The following is a 16,889-nucleotide window of genomic DNA, read 5'->3' as shown; positions in this document are numbered from 1 at the left end:
TAAGGAGTGTTTCATGGATCAGAGGACGGTACGGTATGCCGTGGTGTGTGCGCTCTTCGCGGCGCTCATCGTAGTGGGGTCGTATCTTTCGATTCCCATCGGGCCGGTGCCCATCGTACTGCAGAACCTCTTTGTGCTCCTCGCAGGTCTCGTCCTGGGGCCGTGGCTCGGCGCGGCGAGCGTGGGGCTCTTCCTCCTCGCAGGTGCGGTGGGGCTCCCTGTGTTCGCAGGTGGAACCGGCGGGCTCGCACACCTCGTCGGTCCTACGGGTGGGTATCTCTTCGGCTACCTGGTGGCTGTGGTGCTGGTGGGGCTCATCGCAGGGCGACGTGGCGATCTGGCACGTATGGTCATCGCAGTGGTCGCAGGCTCGCTGGTGATCTACCTGCTGGGCGTGCCCTGGCTTAAGGTCTCGCTCGGCATGGACTGGGGCAAGGCCATCGCCGCAGGGATGCTTCCCTTCCTCATCGGTGATGCGCTCAAAGCAGCTGCTGCGGTGGCGATCGCCCGGGCGCTCCGTCCGCTCCTCATCTCGCAGGGGTTCATCGAGTCTGCATGAGTATCGTACTGGAAGGTGTGTCCCACCGGTTCCCGGATGGCTCGTGGGGTCTCAAGGATGTATCGCTCACGATCTGGGAGGGTGAGCGTCTTCTGGTGGTGGGCCGGAACGGCTCGGGGAAGACGCTCCTCATGCGCCACCTGGTGGGGCTCGCACAGCCTACCGAGGGCAGGGTCCTGGTGGATGGTCGCGATGTCCGCCAGGATCCGTTCTTTGCGCGACGCAGGGTGGGGCTGGTGTTCCAGAGTGCCGATGCCCAGCTTGTGCGCCATACAGTGAGGGATGAGGTGGCGCTGGGGCCTGAGAACATGGGGCTGCCGGGAGAGGAGGTGGCGCGTCGTGTGGAGCAGGTGATGGCTCGTCTGGGTATCTCCCAGCTTGCGGCCCGTCATCCTCGAACGCTCTCGGGTGGTGAGAAGCGGAGGGTGGCGATTGCAGGAGTGCTCGTGATGGAGCCCGCCTACCTGGTGCTCGACGAGCCGTTCGCCAATCTGGACCTGCCTGGTATACGGAACGTGCTGGAGGCCCTGGATGCGTTGGCAGAGGAGGGTCGGGGATGGGTGGTGATCTCGCACGAGGCGTGGTGGCTCAGAGGCCGGGCTGAGCGGGTGGTGGCGATGGAGGGGGGGCGGGTGGTGCTGGAAGGAAGGCCGGATGAGGTGGCGGGAAGGCTCGAGGCTCTGGGGATATGGGAAGGAGGGGGGTGGTGAGGGATACGCTCCTCTTTTTCTACCAGCCTGGTGATGGGGTGCTCCACAGGGTGGATGTGAGGAGCAAGGCGCTGGGGTTCGTGTGGGCGTGTGCGGCTACCATGGCGTCGGGGAGGTGGGGGCTGGGGGTGCTGGGGCTGCTGGGGGTGGGGTTGTGTGTAGGGGGCGGGGTGCGGGGGGTGTGGGGGAGCCTGAGGGGGGTGGCGGTGCTGGGGGTGCTGGTGCTGGTGGGAAGGGCGCTGAGCACGGAGGGGACGGTGGTGTGGGAAGGGCTTGGGATGCGGGTGACGGCAGAGGGGCTGGTGAGGGGGGCGGTGGGGGCGGGGAAGCTGGGCCTGCTGGTGGTGTGGGCCCACCTCTTCCTCGCCTCCACCCCCCTCTCCTCCTTCGAGGCCGCCCTCGCCTGGCTCCTCTCCCCCATCCCCGTCCTCCGCCGCCTCCGCGGCCTCATCGCCGGGACCCTCTCCCTCATGCTCTCCTTCCTCCCCCTCATCGCCCACCAGGCCGCCCTCATCCAGGACGCCCTCGCCGCCCGCCTCCTCTCCCCCTCACGCCATCCCATTCGCTACCTCACCCTCCTCTCCACCACCCTCATCCAGAACCTCATCCTCCTCGCCCAGGAGACCGCCGACGCCCTCACCGCGCGCACCTACTCCTTCACCCCACCCCCCCTCCCCACCGGCCCATCACTCCTTCCTCCACTCCCCTTCCTCGCCGTCCTCGCCCCCCTCACCGCCCTCCTCGCACTCCTTCCCTCCTAGCCCCCCACCCAAACGCCCTCAGCGCATTGAGCACCGCAAGGAGCGTGGTGCCCACATCCCCGATCACCGCCTCCCACATACCCGCAAGCCCCGCCACACCGGCTGCCATGAGCCCCACCTTGAGGCCCAGGATGATCGCCACATTCTCCCACAGCACCACCCGTGCCTTTCGCGCGAGCCGCACCGCCTCCACCACACCGTGGAGCGAATCCTCCATGAGCACCACATCCGCGCTCTCGCTCGCCACCTGCGTGCCACCCGCCCCCATCGCAATCCCCACATCGGCCTGCGCGAGGACCCCCGCATCGTTGACCCCATCCCCCACGAACACCACCCCCTGTGCCTGTTCTGCACACCGCGCCACCTCGGCCACCTTGTCCTCCGGGAAAAGCCCCGCCTTCCACTCCCGGATCCCCAGATCCGCCGCCACCTCCTGCACCGCCTCCTCGGTGTCGCCTGTGAGCACCACCACGCGCCGCACCCCCAGCTTCCCGAGCTCCTCGAGCACCCGCTTCGCCTCCTCCCTCACCTCATCCTGCACCCACAGCCTCCCCACATGCCGGCCATCCAGCGCCACCTCCACCACACCCCCGCCGGAGGAGCACCCCTCGTGCGGGATCCCCTCGTCGTGGAGCAGGCGGTCGCTCCCTGTCACCACACGCCGCCCCATCACCTCGGCCACCACCCCACGCCCCGGCACCTCTCGCCATGCCCCGGAGAGCCCCTCGAGATCCCCTCCCTTCTCCCGATACGTCCTCCTCACCGCCTCGGCCACAGGATGCGCCGCGTGGGCCTCGGCCCTCGCCGCCCACTCGAGCACCTCATCGGCCGAGAACCCTCCGGCCGGCTCCACCCCTTTGACCACGAACACCCCCCTCGTGAGCGTCCCGGTCTTGTCGAACACCACTGTGGACACCCGGGCGAGCGCATCAAGCACCGTTCCCCCCTTGAAGAGCACCCCCCTCTTGGCAGCCACACCCATTGCACTCATGTACACCAGGGGGATTCCCACCACCAGGGCGCACGGACACGAGATCACCAGGAGCACCAGGGCCCGGTACCCCCACACCGACAGCGGTCCAAGCCCCACCACAGGGGGCACCACCGCCACGAGCACGGCAAGCGCCACCACCAGAGGCGTGTACACACGGGCAAACCGGGTGAAGAACCGCTCCACCCGCCCCTTCCGTTCCCTCGCCTCCTCTATCAGCCGTCGAATCCTCACAATGGAGGACTCACCATACGGCCGGCTCGCCTCAATCTCGAGGAGACCCGTGAGGTTGAGAGCCCCTGCCTGCACCTCATCACCCTCCTCCACCGCCCTGGGGAACGACTCCCCTGTGAGAACCGCGAGGGACAGGTCACTCCTCCCCTCACGTACCACGCCATCCACGGGAACCCGCTCACCAGGACGCACGAGCACCACCTGACCCGGCCGCACCTCCTCGGGACGTACCTCACGGACTCGTCCACCCTCCACGAGGCGAGCCACCTCCGGCATCACCGACAGAAGGGCCGAGATCGACTCCCTTGCCCGACGCACCGCGCGATCCTGGAGGGCCTCGCCCAACTGATAGAAGACCGCCACCGCTGCAGCCTCGGCATACGCCCCCAGCACACAGGCCCCCAGGGTAGCCACACTCATGAGCACGAACTCGTCGAGGATCCCCCCGCGTAGGAGACTCCTCACCCCCTGTTGCCACAGGGGAAGCGCAGCCCACACGTAGAGGGCAAGGAAGGCAGCATCCCACACCAGGGACGGTACTGCAGGAATGACCTCACGAAGCACGATGAAGACAAGGAGGACTCCAGAGGCAGTGAAGTACGGCCAGAGCGGCGTCCTCTTCTCAGCAGGGGAGGCGCCCACCGCAGCACACGCACTGCAGGAGGCATCCTCTCCACCGCACGCCCGTGTGGAAGGAGGTATCTCCTGTGGAACGTATCGTCTTTCCATTCCGTGCTCCTCACATCTCCTCGAGGTGCTCCCGGGCGAGCTCGTACACCTGTTTCACGTGCTCGTCCGCAAGGCTGTAGTACACATGCTTTCCCTCCCGTCTCGAACGCACGAGCCATGCATGTTTAAGGAGCGCAAGCTGGTGGGAGACCGCGGACTGCGTCATCTCCAGCCGGTCGGCAAGGGTGTGCACGCAGAGCTCCTCGTCGAAAAGGAGGGAGAGGATCCTGATACGGGTGGGATCCCCCATCATCCTGAAAAAGGAGGCCATTTCATCGATGAGGACCTCCTGTTCCTCGGAAAACTCAGGCATACATGCTCCTTGAAATGAACATATGAACAACTATTCATATATTAACAGACGATATTCCTTTTGTCAACCTCTCACCATTCGGAGTAGTCCGTACGAGCGCTCCCCTACTCCACCCGCTCCCCCACCCTCACCGGGGCCTCCATGATCTTGGCCTTCACGAAACGTCCCGACTCGGTGAGCTGGTCGTCGGGCCAGGGCCCCGTGGTGCTCGCCCCGAAGACAAGGACCGAGGCACTCTCGCGCTTGTCGTTCATGGCCCAGTTCGCCCAGCTTATCATATGTTCATCCAGAAAGGCGAGCCAACGTTCGGATTCCTCCACATCAATCGGCCCATCTCCCGAGGCCTCACACGTACCCCACTCCGTTACAAAAATCGGAAGCCCCTTCGAAAGAGCATACCGGGCCTTTTCCCTCAACTCCTCCCGGTGCGTCCCTGCGTAGAAGTGGAGGGTATAGGCGATGTTCTCGTACCCGGTAATCGGATCGTCGGCCGCCACATCAACGTCCTGCGACCAGTGCGGCGTGCCCACAACGATGAGGTTCTTCGCCCCCCTCGAGCGTATGGTCTCGATGATGCGCACCGCATAGGCCTTGATCTCGTCCCATGTCTCGGTATCAGGCTCATTGTAGATCTCGAAGATCACGTTCGGTACGTTGCCATACCGCTCGGCCATCTCGGCAAAGAAGGCCTCGGCCTGCGGAAGGTAGATGTTGTGGGAGTGCCAGTCGATGATCACATAGATTCCCTCCTCGATCGCCGCATCCACCACCTTGATGAGGAGGTTCTTGTGGTACTTGTTGCTCGTGAGGTAGGCGTTCTCCACCCCCATGGCAGCTCGAATGAGGGAGACCTTCCAGGTACGGGCGAGGTTTCTCACCAGCTCCGGGTTCCAGAACGGCGCCGACCACTGACTCCAGAAGAGGCTCATTCCCCGTAGCTGTATCCTTCGGCCATGGGCATCGCAGATCGCATTGCCCCTCACCTGGAGCATGCCGTGCCGATCCACCACCGATCCGCCGGTGGCGAGGCTGAGACCCACCCCCACGCCCGCCGCGAGCACCACCACCGCCGCGAGCACGATGATCCACTTCCGCTTCATGAGACCACCTCCTCTGCCCTAAGTATAGAGCACGCCCTCCAGTTGGTCGAGATGTCCGCCCTACTCCACCCTCAGCGAGAACGGCATGGCGGGAAGTCCCGATTCGTCGAAGAGGTTCACCTCGGGGGTGTTGCGCCACGCGTACCGTACCTCCCGCACCTCCTCGGGGTGCTCCACCTGCAGCAGCACGGACTGTCCCTCGATGAGGGCCGGGGCCGGGACCACCTCTCCCGAGGAGCGCACCACGGAGAACTCGCGGGGCGGATTCCCGTCGTGTGTCACGAGCCTCTCCGCATGGGCGAAGATCACCCGCACCCCCGAGGGCTCCCTCACCACCCGCACCGCAGTGGGGGGGAAGGGGTCGATATCATCCCGCCCGTAGACATCGTGGAGGGCGAGGAGGGCGAGGCGCTCTCCCACCTCACGCTTGCGGCGGGGATGGATGTCGTCCGGATCGCCCACATCCACCGTGGGCGCCATACCCGTGTGCGGCACCTCGAGCACCGCCGCCTGGGCCTCCCAGAACCTCGGGAGGAGCCCCTCGGTCCCATAGTCCCACGGAGCGATCTGGGCGAAGAAAAACGGAAGCGCCGGGTCACCGAAGAGGCGCCTCAGTCCCTGGATGAGGGCGCGCATCTTCACCGTATAGAGGGGTCCATCGCCCACGTCGCTCTCCCCCTGATACCAGATCACACCCTTGAGGGCGAGGGGCACGAGCGGAGCGATCATCGCGTTGTAAATCGTAGCAGGCTTGAGCTTGTCGTAGTCGGTGATCCCCTCCCATGGGTGACGTGCAGCAGGATCACGCTTCAGGGCATCCTCGTACTCCGCGCGGGCCTCATCTATCATCTCGGCATACCGTGCCAGCTCCGGGAAGGCCCGAAGCTCTTCCTCGGGGATCCAGGCGTGGATGGGGCTTCCTCCATAGGCGGCCTGGATGAGGCCTATGGGCACGCCCAGCTCCTTGTGGAGCTTCCTCCCGAACGTGTAGGCCACCGCGGAAAACCCGAACCACCCTCCGGTCACGAGGTACTCGCGCTCGGAGGGGAACCACGCGCCCGGAACATCCCTTTCCGGGAAGGGACCGGTCGACTTGGGGATGAGGTAGAGGCGGATGTGCGGGTAGTCGATGTCCTCGAGCTCCCGGTCGCGATCGGCGATGGCGGCCATGCCCATCTCCATGTTGGACTGCCCGGCACAGAGCCACACGTCACCGACCAGCACGCCCCGGAGCACCCGGACCTCGGGCTCCCCTGCGATCCGCCTCCGGTCACGCTCCGAGAGCACATAGGAGATGGTCATCTCCTCGTCCCGGGTGGACGCCTCCATGGGATCGAGCCAGACCATCCACCTCCCCTCCTCGTCCACCACGCTCCGCTTCACCTGATCTCTGAATCGCACCTCCACCGTGAGGCCCGGATGTCCGGTTCCCCACACGGGGACCGGCACCTCACGCTGGAGGACCATGTTGTTGAGGAAGAGTCTCGAGGTCTTCAAAGGGACCAGGGGTTCCGTTGTCTTCTCCATGGTTACACACCCCACGAGCAAGAGGATACTGCTCACCAGTGCGAGCAGGCGATATCCACAGGTTCTCAGCATAGTATACCTCCTCGCACCCATCCTACCAGGATAGGATGTCCCTGACAAGAGAAAACGGTTTCTTTCGTATGCTCTGAGCTCTCCCCCGCGAAATTTCCCCAGCACGCTGAATCGAGATTGACAGGCGTTCCCTCCTGCCGTATCGTGGAGCTATGAACATCATCATCCATGGTGCGGGAAGGGTGGGGTTCCAGCTCGCCCGGACCCTCATCCAGGAAGGACACGCGATCACCATCATCGAACAGGATCCCGCCCTCGCACGACACGCGGCCAATCTCCTCGACTGCTTCGTGCTCAACGAGCCGGGAAACCAGATCGAGACCCTCCGAAAGGCGGAGGTGGATAAGGCCGACTACTTCGTGAGCGTCACCGACTCCGACGAGATCAACATCATATCGTGTGGGCTCGCCAAGAGCGTGTTCCATACCCCCAAGACCATCGCCAGGGTGAGGAAGTTCGACTACAGCGCGAGCGAGGTGCTCGAGACCCCCCTCTTCGGCATCGACATCATCATCAACCCGGAGATAGAGACCGCCCGGATGGTGGTGCGCGCCATCCAGAGCGGGGCCATGAGCCCCATCAGCCTGTTCGAGACCTCGCACTTCCAGCTCCAGGTGATAAAGGTCCCTCCCTCCTCGCCTTTCATCAAGAAACCCATACAGCACCTCCGCGCCGTCGTAGGCCTCCTCTTCCTCGTCCCCCTCATCCAGCGGGGGGAGGCCTACCAGGTCCCCTCGGGCCACACTCCCATCGAGGAAGGCGACCATCTCTACATCCTCGCCCGCCCCGAAGACTTCCCCACGCTCTACAAGGCCATAGGCATCACCCCCGAGGAGATAAAGAAGATCGTCCTGGTCGGCGGCGGCGAGTTGGGCTGCTACATCCTCGACATGCTCAACGCACGAAGGGAAGAGGGCGGCTTCTTCCGGCACCTCTTCAGGCGCATCTTCACACCTCAACGCTACCAGTTCCACATCATCGACCAGGACTACGACCGGTGCAAGTACCTCGCTCACCGGTATCCCGACGCCACCGTGAGCAACGTGGATATCTCTCAGGAAGGCTTCATGGAGGAGGGGAACCTCGAGGGGTACGACGTCGTGATCACCGCCACCCAGAGTCAGGAGCTCAACCTGCTCACCGCCCTCTACGCCAAGAAGGTGGGGGTGCGCAAGTCCATCGCCGTGGTCCACCGCATCCCCTTCATGCACCTGGGGGAACAGCTCGGCCTGGACGTGACCGTGAGCCTCAACCACGCCGTGCTCACCACCATCCTCAAGGCCATCTACCAGGAGAAGGTTCACACCATCTACCCCATCTCGGGGAGTCCGTACGAGCTTGTGGAGACCGTGATCCTCCCCACCTCCCCGTTCATCGGGAAGAAGATAAAGGAGCTCGGGCTCCCGGGGGAGACGCTCATCCTCCTCATCACGCGAAAGGAGGAGCAGATCATCCCCTCAGGGGACACAGAGCTGAGGGAGGGCGACAAGCTGGTACTCATCTTCAACCAGACACACCGGCAGAAGGTGGAGGAGTTCTTCGCGTGATCCACCTGAAGGGAATCGCCCGCCTTCTGGGGTTCCTCCTCCTCCTGCTCGCAGGGTTCCTCCTCATTCCCCTGGGCATCGCCCTCTTCGAGGGGCCGCGTACGTGGCAGGCCTTCCTCTTCACCATGATCATCATGGCAGTCTCGGGCCTCGTCCTGCTTTTCCTCTCCACGGGGGAGCGCTTCATCAAGCTTCAGGTCCGCCACGCCTTCCTCTTCGTCACCTTGAGCTGGATCTCGGCAGCCGGATTCGGAGCCCTTCCCTTCACCCTCTCGGGGAGCATCCCCTCCTACACCGACGCCTTTTTCGAGACCATGTCGGGGTTCACCACCACAGGGGCCTCCATACTCACCGAGATCGAGGGGCTGCCCCGTTCGATCCTCTTCTGGCGCTCGCTCACCCACTGGCTCGGCGGTATGGGGATCGTGGTGCTCACCGTGGCACTCCTCCCGCTCCTCGGGGTTGCGGGGGCCCAGCTCTTCAAGGCCGAGTCACCCGGCCCCACCCTCGAGAAGGTGACTCCCACCATCGCCCAGACCGCGAAGGTGCTCTGGAAGATCTACGTGGGCTTCACGGCGGCCGAGACCGTGCTCCTCATGCTGGGCGGGATGGACCTCTTCGACGCACTCACCCACACCTTCGGCACACTGGCCACCGGCGGGTTCTCCCCCCGGAATCAGAGCGTGGGGGCCTACCGCTCGGCCTATGTCGACGTGGTGATCACGGTCTTCATGCTCATGGCGGGATTCAACTTCGGTCTCTATCACAGGGTGTGGTCGGGAAAGGGCCGGGATATCCTGAGGAACACCGAGGCCAGGGCATACGCCGGCATATTCGCAGTGTCGACTCTCGCCGTGGCCCTCGCGGTGCGGCCTCTCTATGGATCCCTCCTTAACGCCCTGCGATACGCCGGCTTCCAGGTGGCTTCCATCCTCACCACGACCGGGTTCGCCACGGCCGATTTCGATGCCTGGCCTGCCTTTGCGAAAGGCGTGCTCTTCTTCCTCATGTTCGTAGGAGGATGCTCGGGGTCCACGGGAGGCGGGATCAAGGTGATCAGGCTCGTCACCCTGGCCAAGCAGGCGGTGGTGGAGTTGAAATACCTCCTCTTCCCCTACGGTGTCTTCAGGCCCCGCGTCAACGGAGAGCCGGTGAGGAAGGATTTCCTCATGAGCATCTCCGGTTTCTTTTTTCTTTATATAGCGATTCTTCTCGCCGTGACGCTGGTGGTGACCTCGGGAGGATACGACCTCACCACCTCGTTGTCCTCGGCCCTCGTGACCCTGGGGAACATAGGACCGGGATTTGCAAAAATAGGACCGACGCAGAACTACGCCTTTTTCCCTGTATACATCAAGTGGGTGCTCTCCGCCGCCATGCTCCTGGGAAGGCTCGAGCTCTACACGGTGCTGGTGGTGTTCCATCCCAGGTTCTGGCGCTAGGAGACGTTATTGACGTGGGAGGCGAATACTCTTTAGAGTAACGACATACCCGAGAGGAGGCCGAGCCATGGCGCAGACACCGAAGATCCCCTTACGGAGCAGCATCACCACGAGCGGGAGGCTGATGGCGGGAGCCCGGAGTCTCTGGCGGGCGGCGGGCATGAAGGAGGAGATGATCGGCAAGCCGGTGATCGCCATCGCCAATTCGTTCACCCAGTTCGTGCCGGGACACACCCACCTCCACGAGATAGGCCAGTATGTCAAAAAGATCATCGAGAGCCGCGGCTTCTTCGCGGCCGAGTTCAACACCATCGCCATCGACGACGGGATCGCCATGGGGCACGACGGGATGCTCTACTCCCTCCCCTCGCGCGATCTCATCGCCGACAGTGTGGAGTACATGGTGAACGCCCACAAGGCGGACGCCCTGGTCTGCATCAGCAACTGCGACAAGATCACGCCGGGCATGCTCATGGCGGCCATGCGACTCAACATCCCCACCATCTTCGTGAGCGGCGGTCCCATGGAGGCGGGCGCTCTCGATGGGAAAAAGTATGACCTCGTGGACGCAATGGTCCTCGCGGCGGACGAGGAGGTCTCCGACGAGAAGATCTCCGCCATAGAGCGGATCGCCTGTCCCACGTGCGGTTCATGTTCAGGCATGTTCACCGCCAATTCCATGAACTGTCTCAACGAGGCTCTGGGCCTCGCCCTCCCGGGTAACGGCACGGTGGTGGCCACCCACAAGAACAGAGTGAGGCTCTTCGAGCAGGCGGCGCATCGCATCTGCGATCTGGTGGAAGAATACTACTACGAGGGCGATGACAGGCACCTTCCCCGGTCGATCGCCACCCGTGAGGCCTTCATGAACGCGATGGCCCTGGATATTGCCATGGGGGGCTCAACCAATACGGTACTCCATATCCTCGCGATCGCCCGTGAGGCGGAGGTGGAGTTCACCCTCGAGGACATCGACGAGCTGTCCCGTCGGATCCCCTGTATCTGCAAGGTGGCACCCAGTTCGGAATACCACGTGGAAGATGTAAACCGAGCCGGCGGCATACTCGGGATCATGGGCGAACTCGAACGGGCAGGGCTCCTGCACACCGAGGTGAGAAGAGTGGACGGCCTCACCCTTGAGGAGGCCATCGCGCGCTATGACATAAGGCGTCCCACGGCCACCGAGGAGGCAAAGCGCCTCTATGCGAGCGCCCCTGCAGGGAGGCCGAGCCTCACCATGGGCTCGCAGGAGAGCTACTTCAAGGAACTCGATCTCGACAGGACGAACGGCTGCATCCGCGACGTGGAACACGCCTACTATCCCGACGGCGGGCTTGCGGTCCTCTACGGGAACATCGCTCGACGCGGGTGCGTGGTGAAAACCGCGGGCGTGGACCCGAGCATCTTCCACTTCAAAGGACCTGCGAAGGTCTTCGAGTCGCAGGAGGAGGCCTGCGAGGGCATCCTCGACCCCGAACGTGTGAAGGCAGGAGACGTGGTGGTCATCCGCTACGAGGGACCGAAGGGGGGACCGGGGATGCAGGAGATGCTCTACCCCACCTCCTACCTCAAGGCCCGCCACCTCGGCAAGGAGTGCGCCCTCATCACCGACGGCAGGTTCAGCGGCGGCACCTCGGGACTCTCCATCGGGCACGTCTCCCCCGAGGCGGCCGAAGGGGGTGAGATCGCCCTCCTACGGGACGGCGACGTCATAGAGATCGATATCCCCAACCGGCGGATCAACGTGCTGCTCTCCGACGAGGAGCTCGCCCAGCGAAGGAAGGAAGAAGAGGCACGAGAACGGCCCTACACCCCCAGACACCGGAATCGTCCCGTATCGAAGGCACTCAGGGCCTATGCCCTGCTCGCCACCTCAGCAGACACCGGTGCGGCACGGAAGCTGCCTGACGAGGGATAGAGGGAAGATCCGTCCTCCTTGGAAGGGGCTCCACCGGAAGGAAGGGGAGGAGAGGCAGAACACTGCAGTGAGAGAAGGACATCTCAATACCACCGGAAGGGCAGGAGCTCCTTCAGAGGCACCACCCGATCCTCGCCCACCACTACTGCGGTCCGTTCGTTTTCGTCATTGATCTGTAGCATGAACTCCCTGCATCTCCCACAGGGAGGAACGATGTGTCCTCCTTCTCTGATTGCTACCACCATCTCGATACGGGTCTCACGATGCTTCAGCATCTCAGCGATGGCGGCATGCTCGGCACAGAAGCCGATCCCACAGGAAACATCGATACTGATCCCGGTGTAGATCCTTCCTGAGGTAGTACGTATCGCCGCAGCCACACCCCCTGCCGTCATCCATTCCCTGGCCAATCCGAACTCCCCGAGGTACTTCCTCGCTTCCCTTATGAGCGATGCGACCTCATCCATCTTCCCGATCCCCCTCTTCTGCGGCATCATCGGTCGGGATACTGAAGGGGCGAGGATCGAAGCGCTCACTCCCCAACCAGAGGTCTATCTTCGTGCCCTCCTCCGTCCGGGATACTGTCGCATGCTTCACCTGCCATCCTATCATCTCGAGTCTCGAGGTACCGAAAAGATCGTGCCCCGTCATGGTTCCGTAGTATTCCGCCAGCTCCGGACGGTCCTGTATCCTGAGGGCCTGGGTAATCTGCCGGATCTCTTCATCCGTCCTCACGGTTGAATCGAGGAGTGTGAGGTGGAGTCCGTCCTCTTCCTGGTGGAGGGAGATCACCATTCGCTGGGGGGCCTGGGAGAGGCTGAAGTTCGCGAGTTCCCCTATGAGGTGAAGGATCATCTCTTTCCGTATCATGACGACTTCCTTTCCTCACGATGCGTCTTGAACCATTCCATGATGGCCACCAGCAGGGAGGCGGTCAATCCTCCGGCGAATCCATTGTTGTAGAGGGCGAACCCGCCATGCCAGAACCCCGTGCGGCTCACGACCACCAGGTGCATGAAGCCGGCTATGAAGCCGACGAGCGGGCCGAACTGCCCCGCGAGGGGGGCCAAAGTGGTCCCGAAGAGCGCCGCAAGGAGGGGGCCTGCAGAGGCCGGATCATACCCGAAGACGAGAGAACTCACCCACACACCCAGGACCACGGGCCAGGAGTTGCGGAGCGTCTTCCCGAATGCACCGAAACCGATCACCGTGAGGATCCCCCCCAACACCGGTCCGTTGAAAGCCCCTCCCACCACCCACACATATGCCGCCGAGGCCAAGCCCAAGAGCCCCATGTTCATAAGACTTCCCCCAGGCGCCACCATCGTCACGAAGTCGGAGGGAAGTCTGCCCGGGATGCTCAGGATCGACCGAAGCTCCCTGAACCCCCCGCCGTGGGAGAAGATGAGTCCTGCGAGGACCAGGGTGAGAGAGAGGAGAGGGACGAGCAGAACCATCGCAAGGGGAGGATCTTCGAGGAGACGGACCCCCAAGGGGAGGAGACTGTCGGCAGAATCGAGGATCGAGGCGATGAAGAGCCCAAGGAAACCGGAGGTGAACCCGATGTTGTAGAGGTTGTATCCCTGATGCAGGTGGAGGAGTGCCACCCCCACGGGGGGGATGAGCATACCCACCAGAATGGAGGCCCCCACCCCGAGGACGGCTGAAAGAGGCAACGGGAGTCCAACCTCGAAGATGAGATACGTCGTGAGGGGACCGAGGGCCGTACCGAAGAGGGCGAAGAGGATGTAGGATTTGAACGGCTTTCTCATGAGGAGGGAAGAGAAGTACACTCCGAGTATGATCGGAGCGATGTTCAGTATGGTCTTTCCGAAGAGCGCGAATCCCATCAGCGTGAAAACCGCGGCCATGGTGGGCCCTGCGAGAAGCACGCCGCTCCATCGAATGAGGAGCAGGCCGAAGATTCCCACGAGGACAGCGTTCAGGAACGCTCCCCCCACCCCACCCCATGAGGCGAAGTCGTTCAACAACCTCGCAGGAGAGGTCTGCAATCTCACGAATCCTCTCAACGCCTGGATCAGTCCATCCTCAGCAAGGCCGAGACCAAGGAATTCCAGGAGCACGATCCCCATCACCACATAGAGAAATCGTTCATTCCGTTCCACGGCTGGCTCCCACCGGAAGATCCGGGATATTCTAACACACATCCAGGATTTGTCAAATGAAATATATCAGATCTCAGAAAGGATCGGTGAAGACCTGTCAGGAGGGCGCCCCTCCCAAGAGAGGCACCCAGTGGAAGAGAGAGACATGTCTCCACGTATAGTCATACACCGTTGAGGCATTTCGAGACAGAGGGAAAAGGACGCAAGGGCACACGGAGGCAGGGCCTCCTCCCTGCCTTCAGTCTTCGCTTTTCTGTGCTCCACCACACAGGGCGATGATGGGCGAGATGATGAGTCCCAGTCCCAGCCCCGCGAGGATGCATCCCACAAAGGCAAACACCGATGTCTGGAGGAAGAAGAATCCCACCCCCAACCCGATCATCAGCCCGCCAGCTATCGCGAGCTCGCTCTTGTCCTCGTGCTTCTTCTGTTTCTGTTGTTCTTTCATTGGTACGACACTATCATGCGGGGGGCGAAGACACAACCCATTATGACTCCAAACAGAGGGACGGGGTTTCGTCCCGTCCCTCCCGCACGTGTGACTCACGATCTCTCAAGATGAAAGCGACTCGCTGCACCGCTCGATGATGTCTGCGAGCATCTCTTCGGTGAAGGCACCCCCGCTGAAGTTCACCAGATCCCTCAAGGGGAGGTACCTGATGATCGCCTGTGCCATGTTCGGGCTCCGCTTCATGATCCCTTCCATCGGGCCGCCAGGCCGGGTGAGCCCTCCCACCACCTCTTCGCCGATGGACTTGGTGGCAGGATGGGCAAGGAGATCCCCCAGGAGGGTGTTCCGACCCACCTCGAAGGGCACACGATCGTTCGACCGCACGGTCACCCGCTCCGAGAGCCGGATATCCCGCGAGGAGGCGCCCACCAGGATCTCGAACTCACCTTCCTCCACCACCCAGTCCTGCACCTCGGGCGCGTAGTAGGCAAAGGCCCGCCTATCGAGGGTGAAGCGCACGGTCTTCTCCTCTCCCGGTTCGAGAAAGACCTTCTCGAAGCCCTTGAGCTCCTTTTCAGGCCGCACCACCGAGCTCTCCACGTCCCGCACGTAGAGCTGTACCACCTCTTTCCCGGCCCGCTTCCCCACATTCTTCACCGAGACCTCCACCACCAGTCCATCGTCGGCCGATACTTCCCCGGCGCTCACCTTCATCCCGGTATAGGCGAACTCGGTGTAGCTGAGCCCGAACCCAAAGGGGAAGAGCACCTCCTTCCCCACCGTGTCGTAGTAGCGGTAGCCCACGAAGATACCCTCCCGGTACTCGACCCTGTCCCGCTCGCCCGGGAACCAGAGGTAGCAGGGGGTATCCTCCAGGCGCTGCGGGAAGGTCTCCGCGAGCTTCCCGCTGGGAGAGACCACCCCTGCCAGGATGTCCGCCACCGCACCCCCCACCGCCTGGCCGCCCAGGTAGGCCTCCAGCACCGCCTTCACCCTGCCCAGCCACGGCATGCGCACCGGCGCGCCGTTGTGGAGCACCACCACCGTGCGGGGCTGCACCGCTGCCACGGCCTCCACCAGCCGGTTGTGGCTCTCGGGCAGCTCCAGGTGCTCCCTGTCGTATCCCTCCGACTCCCACTCCTCCGGAAGCCCCACACACACCACCGCCACCTCCGCAGCCTTCGCCGCCTCGCACGCCTCCTGGATGAGCCGCTCGTCAACCTTCCCCTCCTCCCCCAGCACGTAGCCCGGCGCATAGGAGATCTCTGCTCCCTTCAGCACCTTCGGCAGCTCCTCGTAGAGGCTCTCCACCTTGAAGGCGTTGATGTGGGAGCTCCCGCCCCCCTGGAAACGGGGATGCCGGGCAAAGGCGCCCACCAGCGCCACCCTCCTCACCCCTTCGAGGGGGAGGATCCCCTCCTCGTTCTTGAGGAGCACCATGCACTCCCGCGCCGTCTCCCTCGCGAGACGGTGGTGCACCTCCTTGTCGTAGGTACCCGAATGGGCCTCCCCGGCCCGCGCGAGCACACCCAGTATCCGCTCCACGGCCCTGTCGAGCACCTCCTCGGAGAGCCGCCCCTCCCTCACCGCCTTCACCAGATTGCCCGGCCCCACCCCGAAGCTGCTCGGCATCTCCAGATCCATCCCGGCCTTGAGCGCCTCCACGATCTCGTCCACCGCCCCCCAGTCGGACACCACGAACCCGTCGAACCCCCACTCCTCCCTGAGCAGCCGGGTGAGGAGAAACGCGCTCTCCGTGCAGTACGCCCCGTTCACCCGGTTGTAGGCGGCCATCACGGTCCACGGACGGCCCCCCTTCACCGCCCTCTCGAACGCCGCCAGGTAGATCTCGCGCAGGGTGCGCTCATCGATCACCGCATCCACACTCATCCTGCGGTGCTCCTGGTTGTTCGCCACATAGTGCTTGACCGAGGTCCCCACCCCCTGCTCCTGCACCCCCCGGATGTAGGCCGCCGCGAGCTCGCCTGCGAGGTACGGATCCTCGGAATAGTACTCGAAGTTCCTCCCGCAGAGGGGCGAGCGCTTTATATTGATCGCAGGACCCAGGAGCACATCGATCCCCTCGGCCCTCGCCTCCTCGCCGAGCACCCGGCCCAGCCCATGGAGCAACGCCCTGTCCCAGGAACTCGCGAGCGCCACCCCCGAGGGGAAACACACCGCCGGCACCGTCATCTCCTCGGCATCCACCTCCGTCCCATCCTTCATCTTCCTGAGCCCATGCGGCCCATCGGAGAGGAGCATGGACCTCACCCCCAGCTCCGGAATATCCACCGTGAACCAGAAGTCCTTCCCGCTACACAAGGCGGCCTTCTGCTCGAGCGAAAGTCGTGCAACGATATCCTTCACCTGCATATATCCTCCATAAATTGTTGATGTCTCGTGTCGATC

Annotated in this window: 15 protein-coding genes; 6 read left to right on the top strand and 9 right to left on the bottom strand. The window is 63.3% G+C overall.

The window, feature by feature from the left end; translation table 11 throughout:
• Window positions 1-13 precede the first annotated feature (13 nt).
• From SPITH_RS04005 to SPITH_RS03995, 3 genes are read left to right on the top strand one after another with little or no spacing between them, the layout of a single operon-like run.
• Window positions 14-559 (top strand): biotin transporter BioY, encoded by a 546-nt coding sequence (locus tag SPITH_RS04005; protein WP_014624437.1) that lies wholly within the window; start codon window positions 14-16, stop codon window positions 557-559.
• Window positions 556-1,269: an energy-coupling factor ABC transporter ATP-binding protein gene (locus SPITH_RS04000; protein WP_014624436.1), complete on the top strand. Its 714-nt coding sequence runs from the start codon at window positions 556-558 to the stop codon at window positions 1,267-1,269. Before SPITH_RS04005 ends, SPITH_RS04000 begins: the two co-directional genes overlap by 4 nt.
• Window positions 1,266-2,030 (top strand): energy-coupling factor transporter transmembrane component T family protein, encoded by a 765-nt coding sequence (locus SPITH_RS03995; protein ID WP_169311809.1) that lies wholly within the window; start codon window positions 1,266-1,268, stop codon window positions 2,028-2,030. The genes SPITH_RS04000 and SPITH_RS03995 overlap by 4 nt, the downstream gene beginning before the upstream one ends.
• Here the strand turns inward: SPITH_RS03995 and SPITH_RS03990 are convergent.
• The 4 genes from SPITH_RS03990 to SPITH_RS03975 all read right to left on the bottom strand — a co-directional run bounded on the left by SPITH_RS03990 (window position 1,999) and on the right by SPITH_RS03975 (window position 6,996).
• Window positions 1,999-3,984: a heavy metal translocating P-type ATPase gene (locus tag SPITH_RS03990; protein WP_014624434.1), complete on the bottom strand. Its 1,986-nt coding sequence runs from the start codon at window positions 3,982-3,984 to the stop codon at window positions 1,999-2,001. The genes SPITH_RS03995 and SPITH_RS03990 overlap by 32 nt on opposite strands.
• A 10-nt stretch (window positions 3,985-3,994) precedes the next feature.
• Complete coding sequence (locus SPITH_RS03985) at window positions 3,995-4,297, bottom strand: ArsR/SmtB family transcription factor (RefSeq protein WP_014624433.1); 303 nt, start codon at window positions 4,295-4,297, stop codon at window positions 3,995-3,997.
• A 104-nt stretch (window positions 4,298-4,401) separates the two neighbouring features.
• Entirely contained in the window at window positions 4,402-5,397 is a 996-nt protein-coding gene (locus SPITH_RS03980; RefSeq protein ID WP_014624432.1) for a glycoside hydrolase family 5 protein, read from the bottom strand.
• A 60-nt stretch (window positions 5,398-5,457) separates the two neighbouring features.
• Window positions 5,458-6,996, bottom strand: a complete 1,539-nt coding sequence (locus SPITH_RS03975) for a sialate O-acetylesterase (protein ID WP_014624431.1) — start codon at window positions 6,994-6,996, stop codon at window positions 5,458-5,460.
• A 152-nt stretch (window positions 6,997-7,148) separates the two neighbouring features.
• Here SPITH_RS03975 and trkA point away from each other — a divergent pair, with 152 nt between their 5' ends.
• The 3 genes from trkA to ilvD all read left to right on the top strand — a co-directional run bounded on the left by trkA (window position 7,149) and on the right by ilvD (window position 11,903).
• Window positions 7,149-8,543, top strand: coding sequence for a Trk system potassium transporter TrkA (trkA, locus tag SPITH_RS03970; protein ID WP_014624430.1), 1,395 nt, complete (start codon window positions 7,149-7,151; stop codon window positions 8,541-8,543).
• Window positions 8,540-9,985 (top strand): TrkH family potassium uptake protein, encoded by a 1,446-nt coding sequence (locus tag SPITH_RS03965; RefSeq protein WP_014624429.1) that lies wholly within the window; start codon window positions 8,540-8,542, stop codon window positions 9,983-9,985. Before trkA ends, SPITH_RS03965 begins: the two co-directional genes overlap by 4 nt.
• Before the next feature lie 67 nt (window positions 9,986-10,052).
• A complete protein-coding gene (gene ilvD, locus SPITH_RS03960) occupies window positions 10,053-11,903 on the top strand; it encodes a dihydroxy-acid dehydratase (protein WP_014624428.1) in 1,851 nt (616 codons plus the stop codon).
• A gap of 83 nt (window positions 11,904-11,986) precedes the next feature.
• Here ilvD and SPITH_RS03955 read toward each other — a convergent pair whose 3' ends face one another.
• The 5 genes from SPITH_RS03955 to SPITH_RS03935 all read right to left on the bottom strand — a co-directional run bounded on the left by SPITH_RS03955 (window position 11,987) and on the right by SPITH_RS03935 (window position 16,853).
• Entirely contained in the window at window positions 11,987-12,370 is a 384-nt protein-coding gene (locus SPITH_RS03955; RefSeq protein WP_014624427.1) for a cytidine deaminase family protein, read from the bottom strand.
• Window positions 12,363-12,773 carry a hypothetical protein gene (locus SPITH_RS03950; protein WP_014624426.1) on the bottom strand — a complete coding sequence of 137 codons (411 nt, stop codon included), beginning with the start codon at window positions 12,771-12,773 and terminating at the stop codon, window positions 12,363-12,365. The genes SPITH_RS03955 and SPITH_RS03950 overlap by 8 nt, the downstream gene beginning before the upstream one ends.
• Window positions 12,770-14,029: a DUF1576 domain-containing protein gene (locus tag SPITH_RS03945; RefSeq protein ID WP_041624003.1), complete on the bottom strand. Its 1,260-nt coding sequence runs from the start codon at window positions 14,027-14,029 to the stop codon at window positions 12,770-12,772. The genes SPITH_RS03950 and SPITH_RS03945 overlap by 4 nt, the downstream gene beginning before the upstream one ends.
• A gap of 238 nt (window positions 14,030-14,267) precedes the next feature.
• Window positions 14,268-14,477: a hypothetical protein gene (locus SPITH_RS03940; RefSeq protein WP_014624424.1), complete on the bottom strand. Its 210-nt coding sequence runs from the start codon at window positions 14,475-14,477 to the stop codon at window positions 14,268-14,270.
• Window positions 14,478-14,582: 105 nt separating this feature from the next.
• Window positions 14,583-16,853 carry a glycoside hydrolase family 3 C-terminal domain-containing protein gene (locus SPITH_RS03935; protein WP_014624423.1) on the bottom strand — a complete coding sequence of 757 codons (2,271 nt, stop codon included), beginning with the start codon at window positions 16,851-16,853 and terminating at the stop codon, window positions 14,583-14,585.
• Window positions 16,854-16,889 lie beyond the last annotated feature (36 nt).

This window comes from Spirochaeta thermophila DSM 6578, assembly GCF_000184345.1.
GTDB lineage: Bacteria > Spirochaetota > Spirochaetia > Winmispirales > Winmispiraceae > Winmispira > Winmispira thermophila.
The sequence above is the reverse complement of the archived record's forward strand: the minus strand, read 5'-3'. Positions and strand labels throughout refer to the sequence as shown.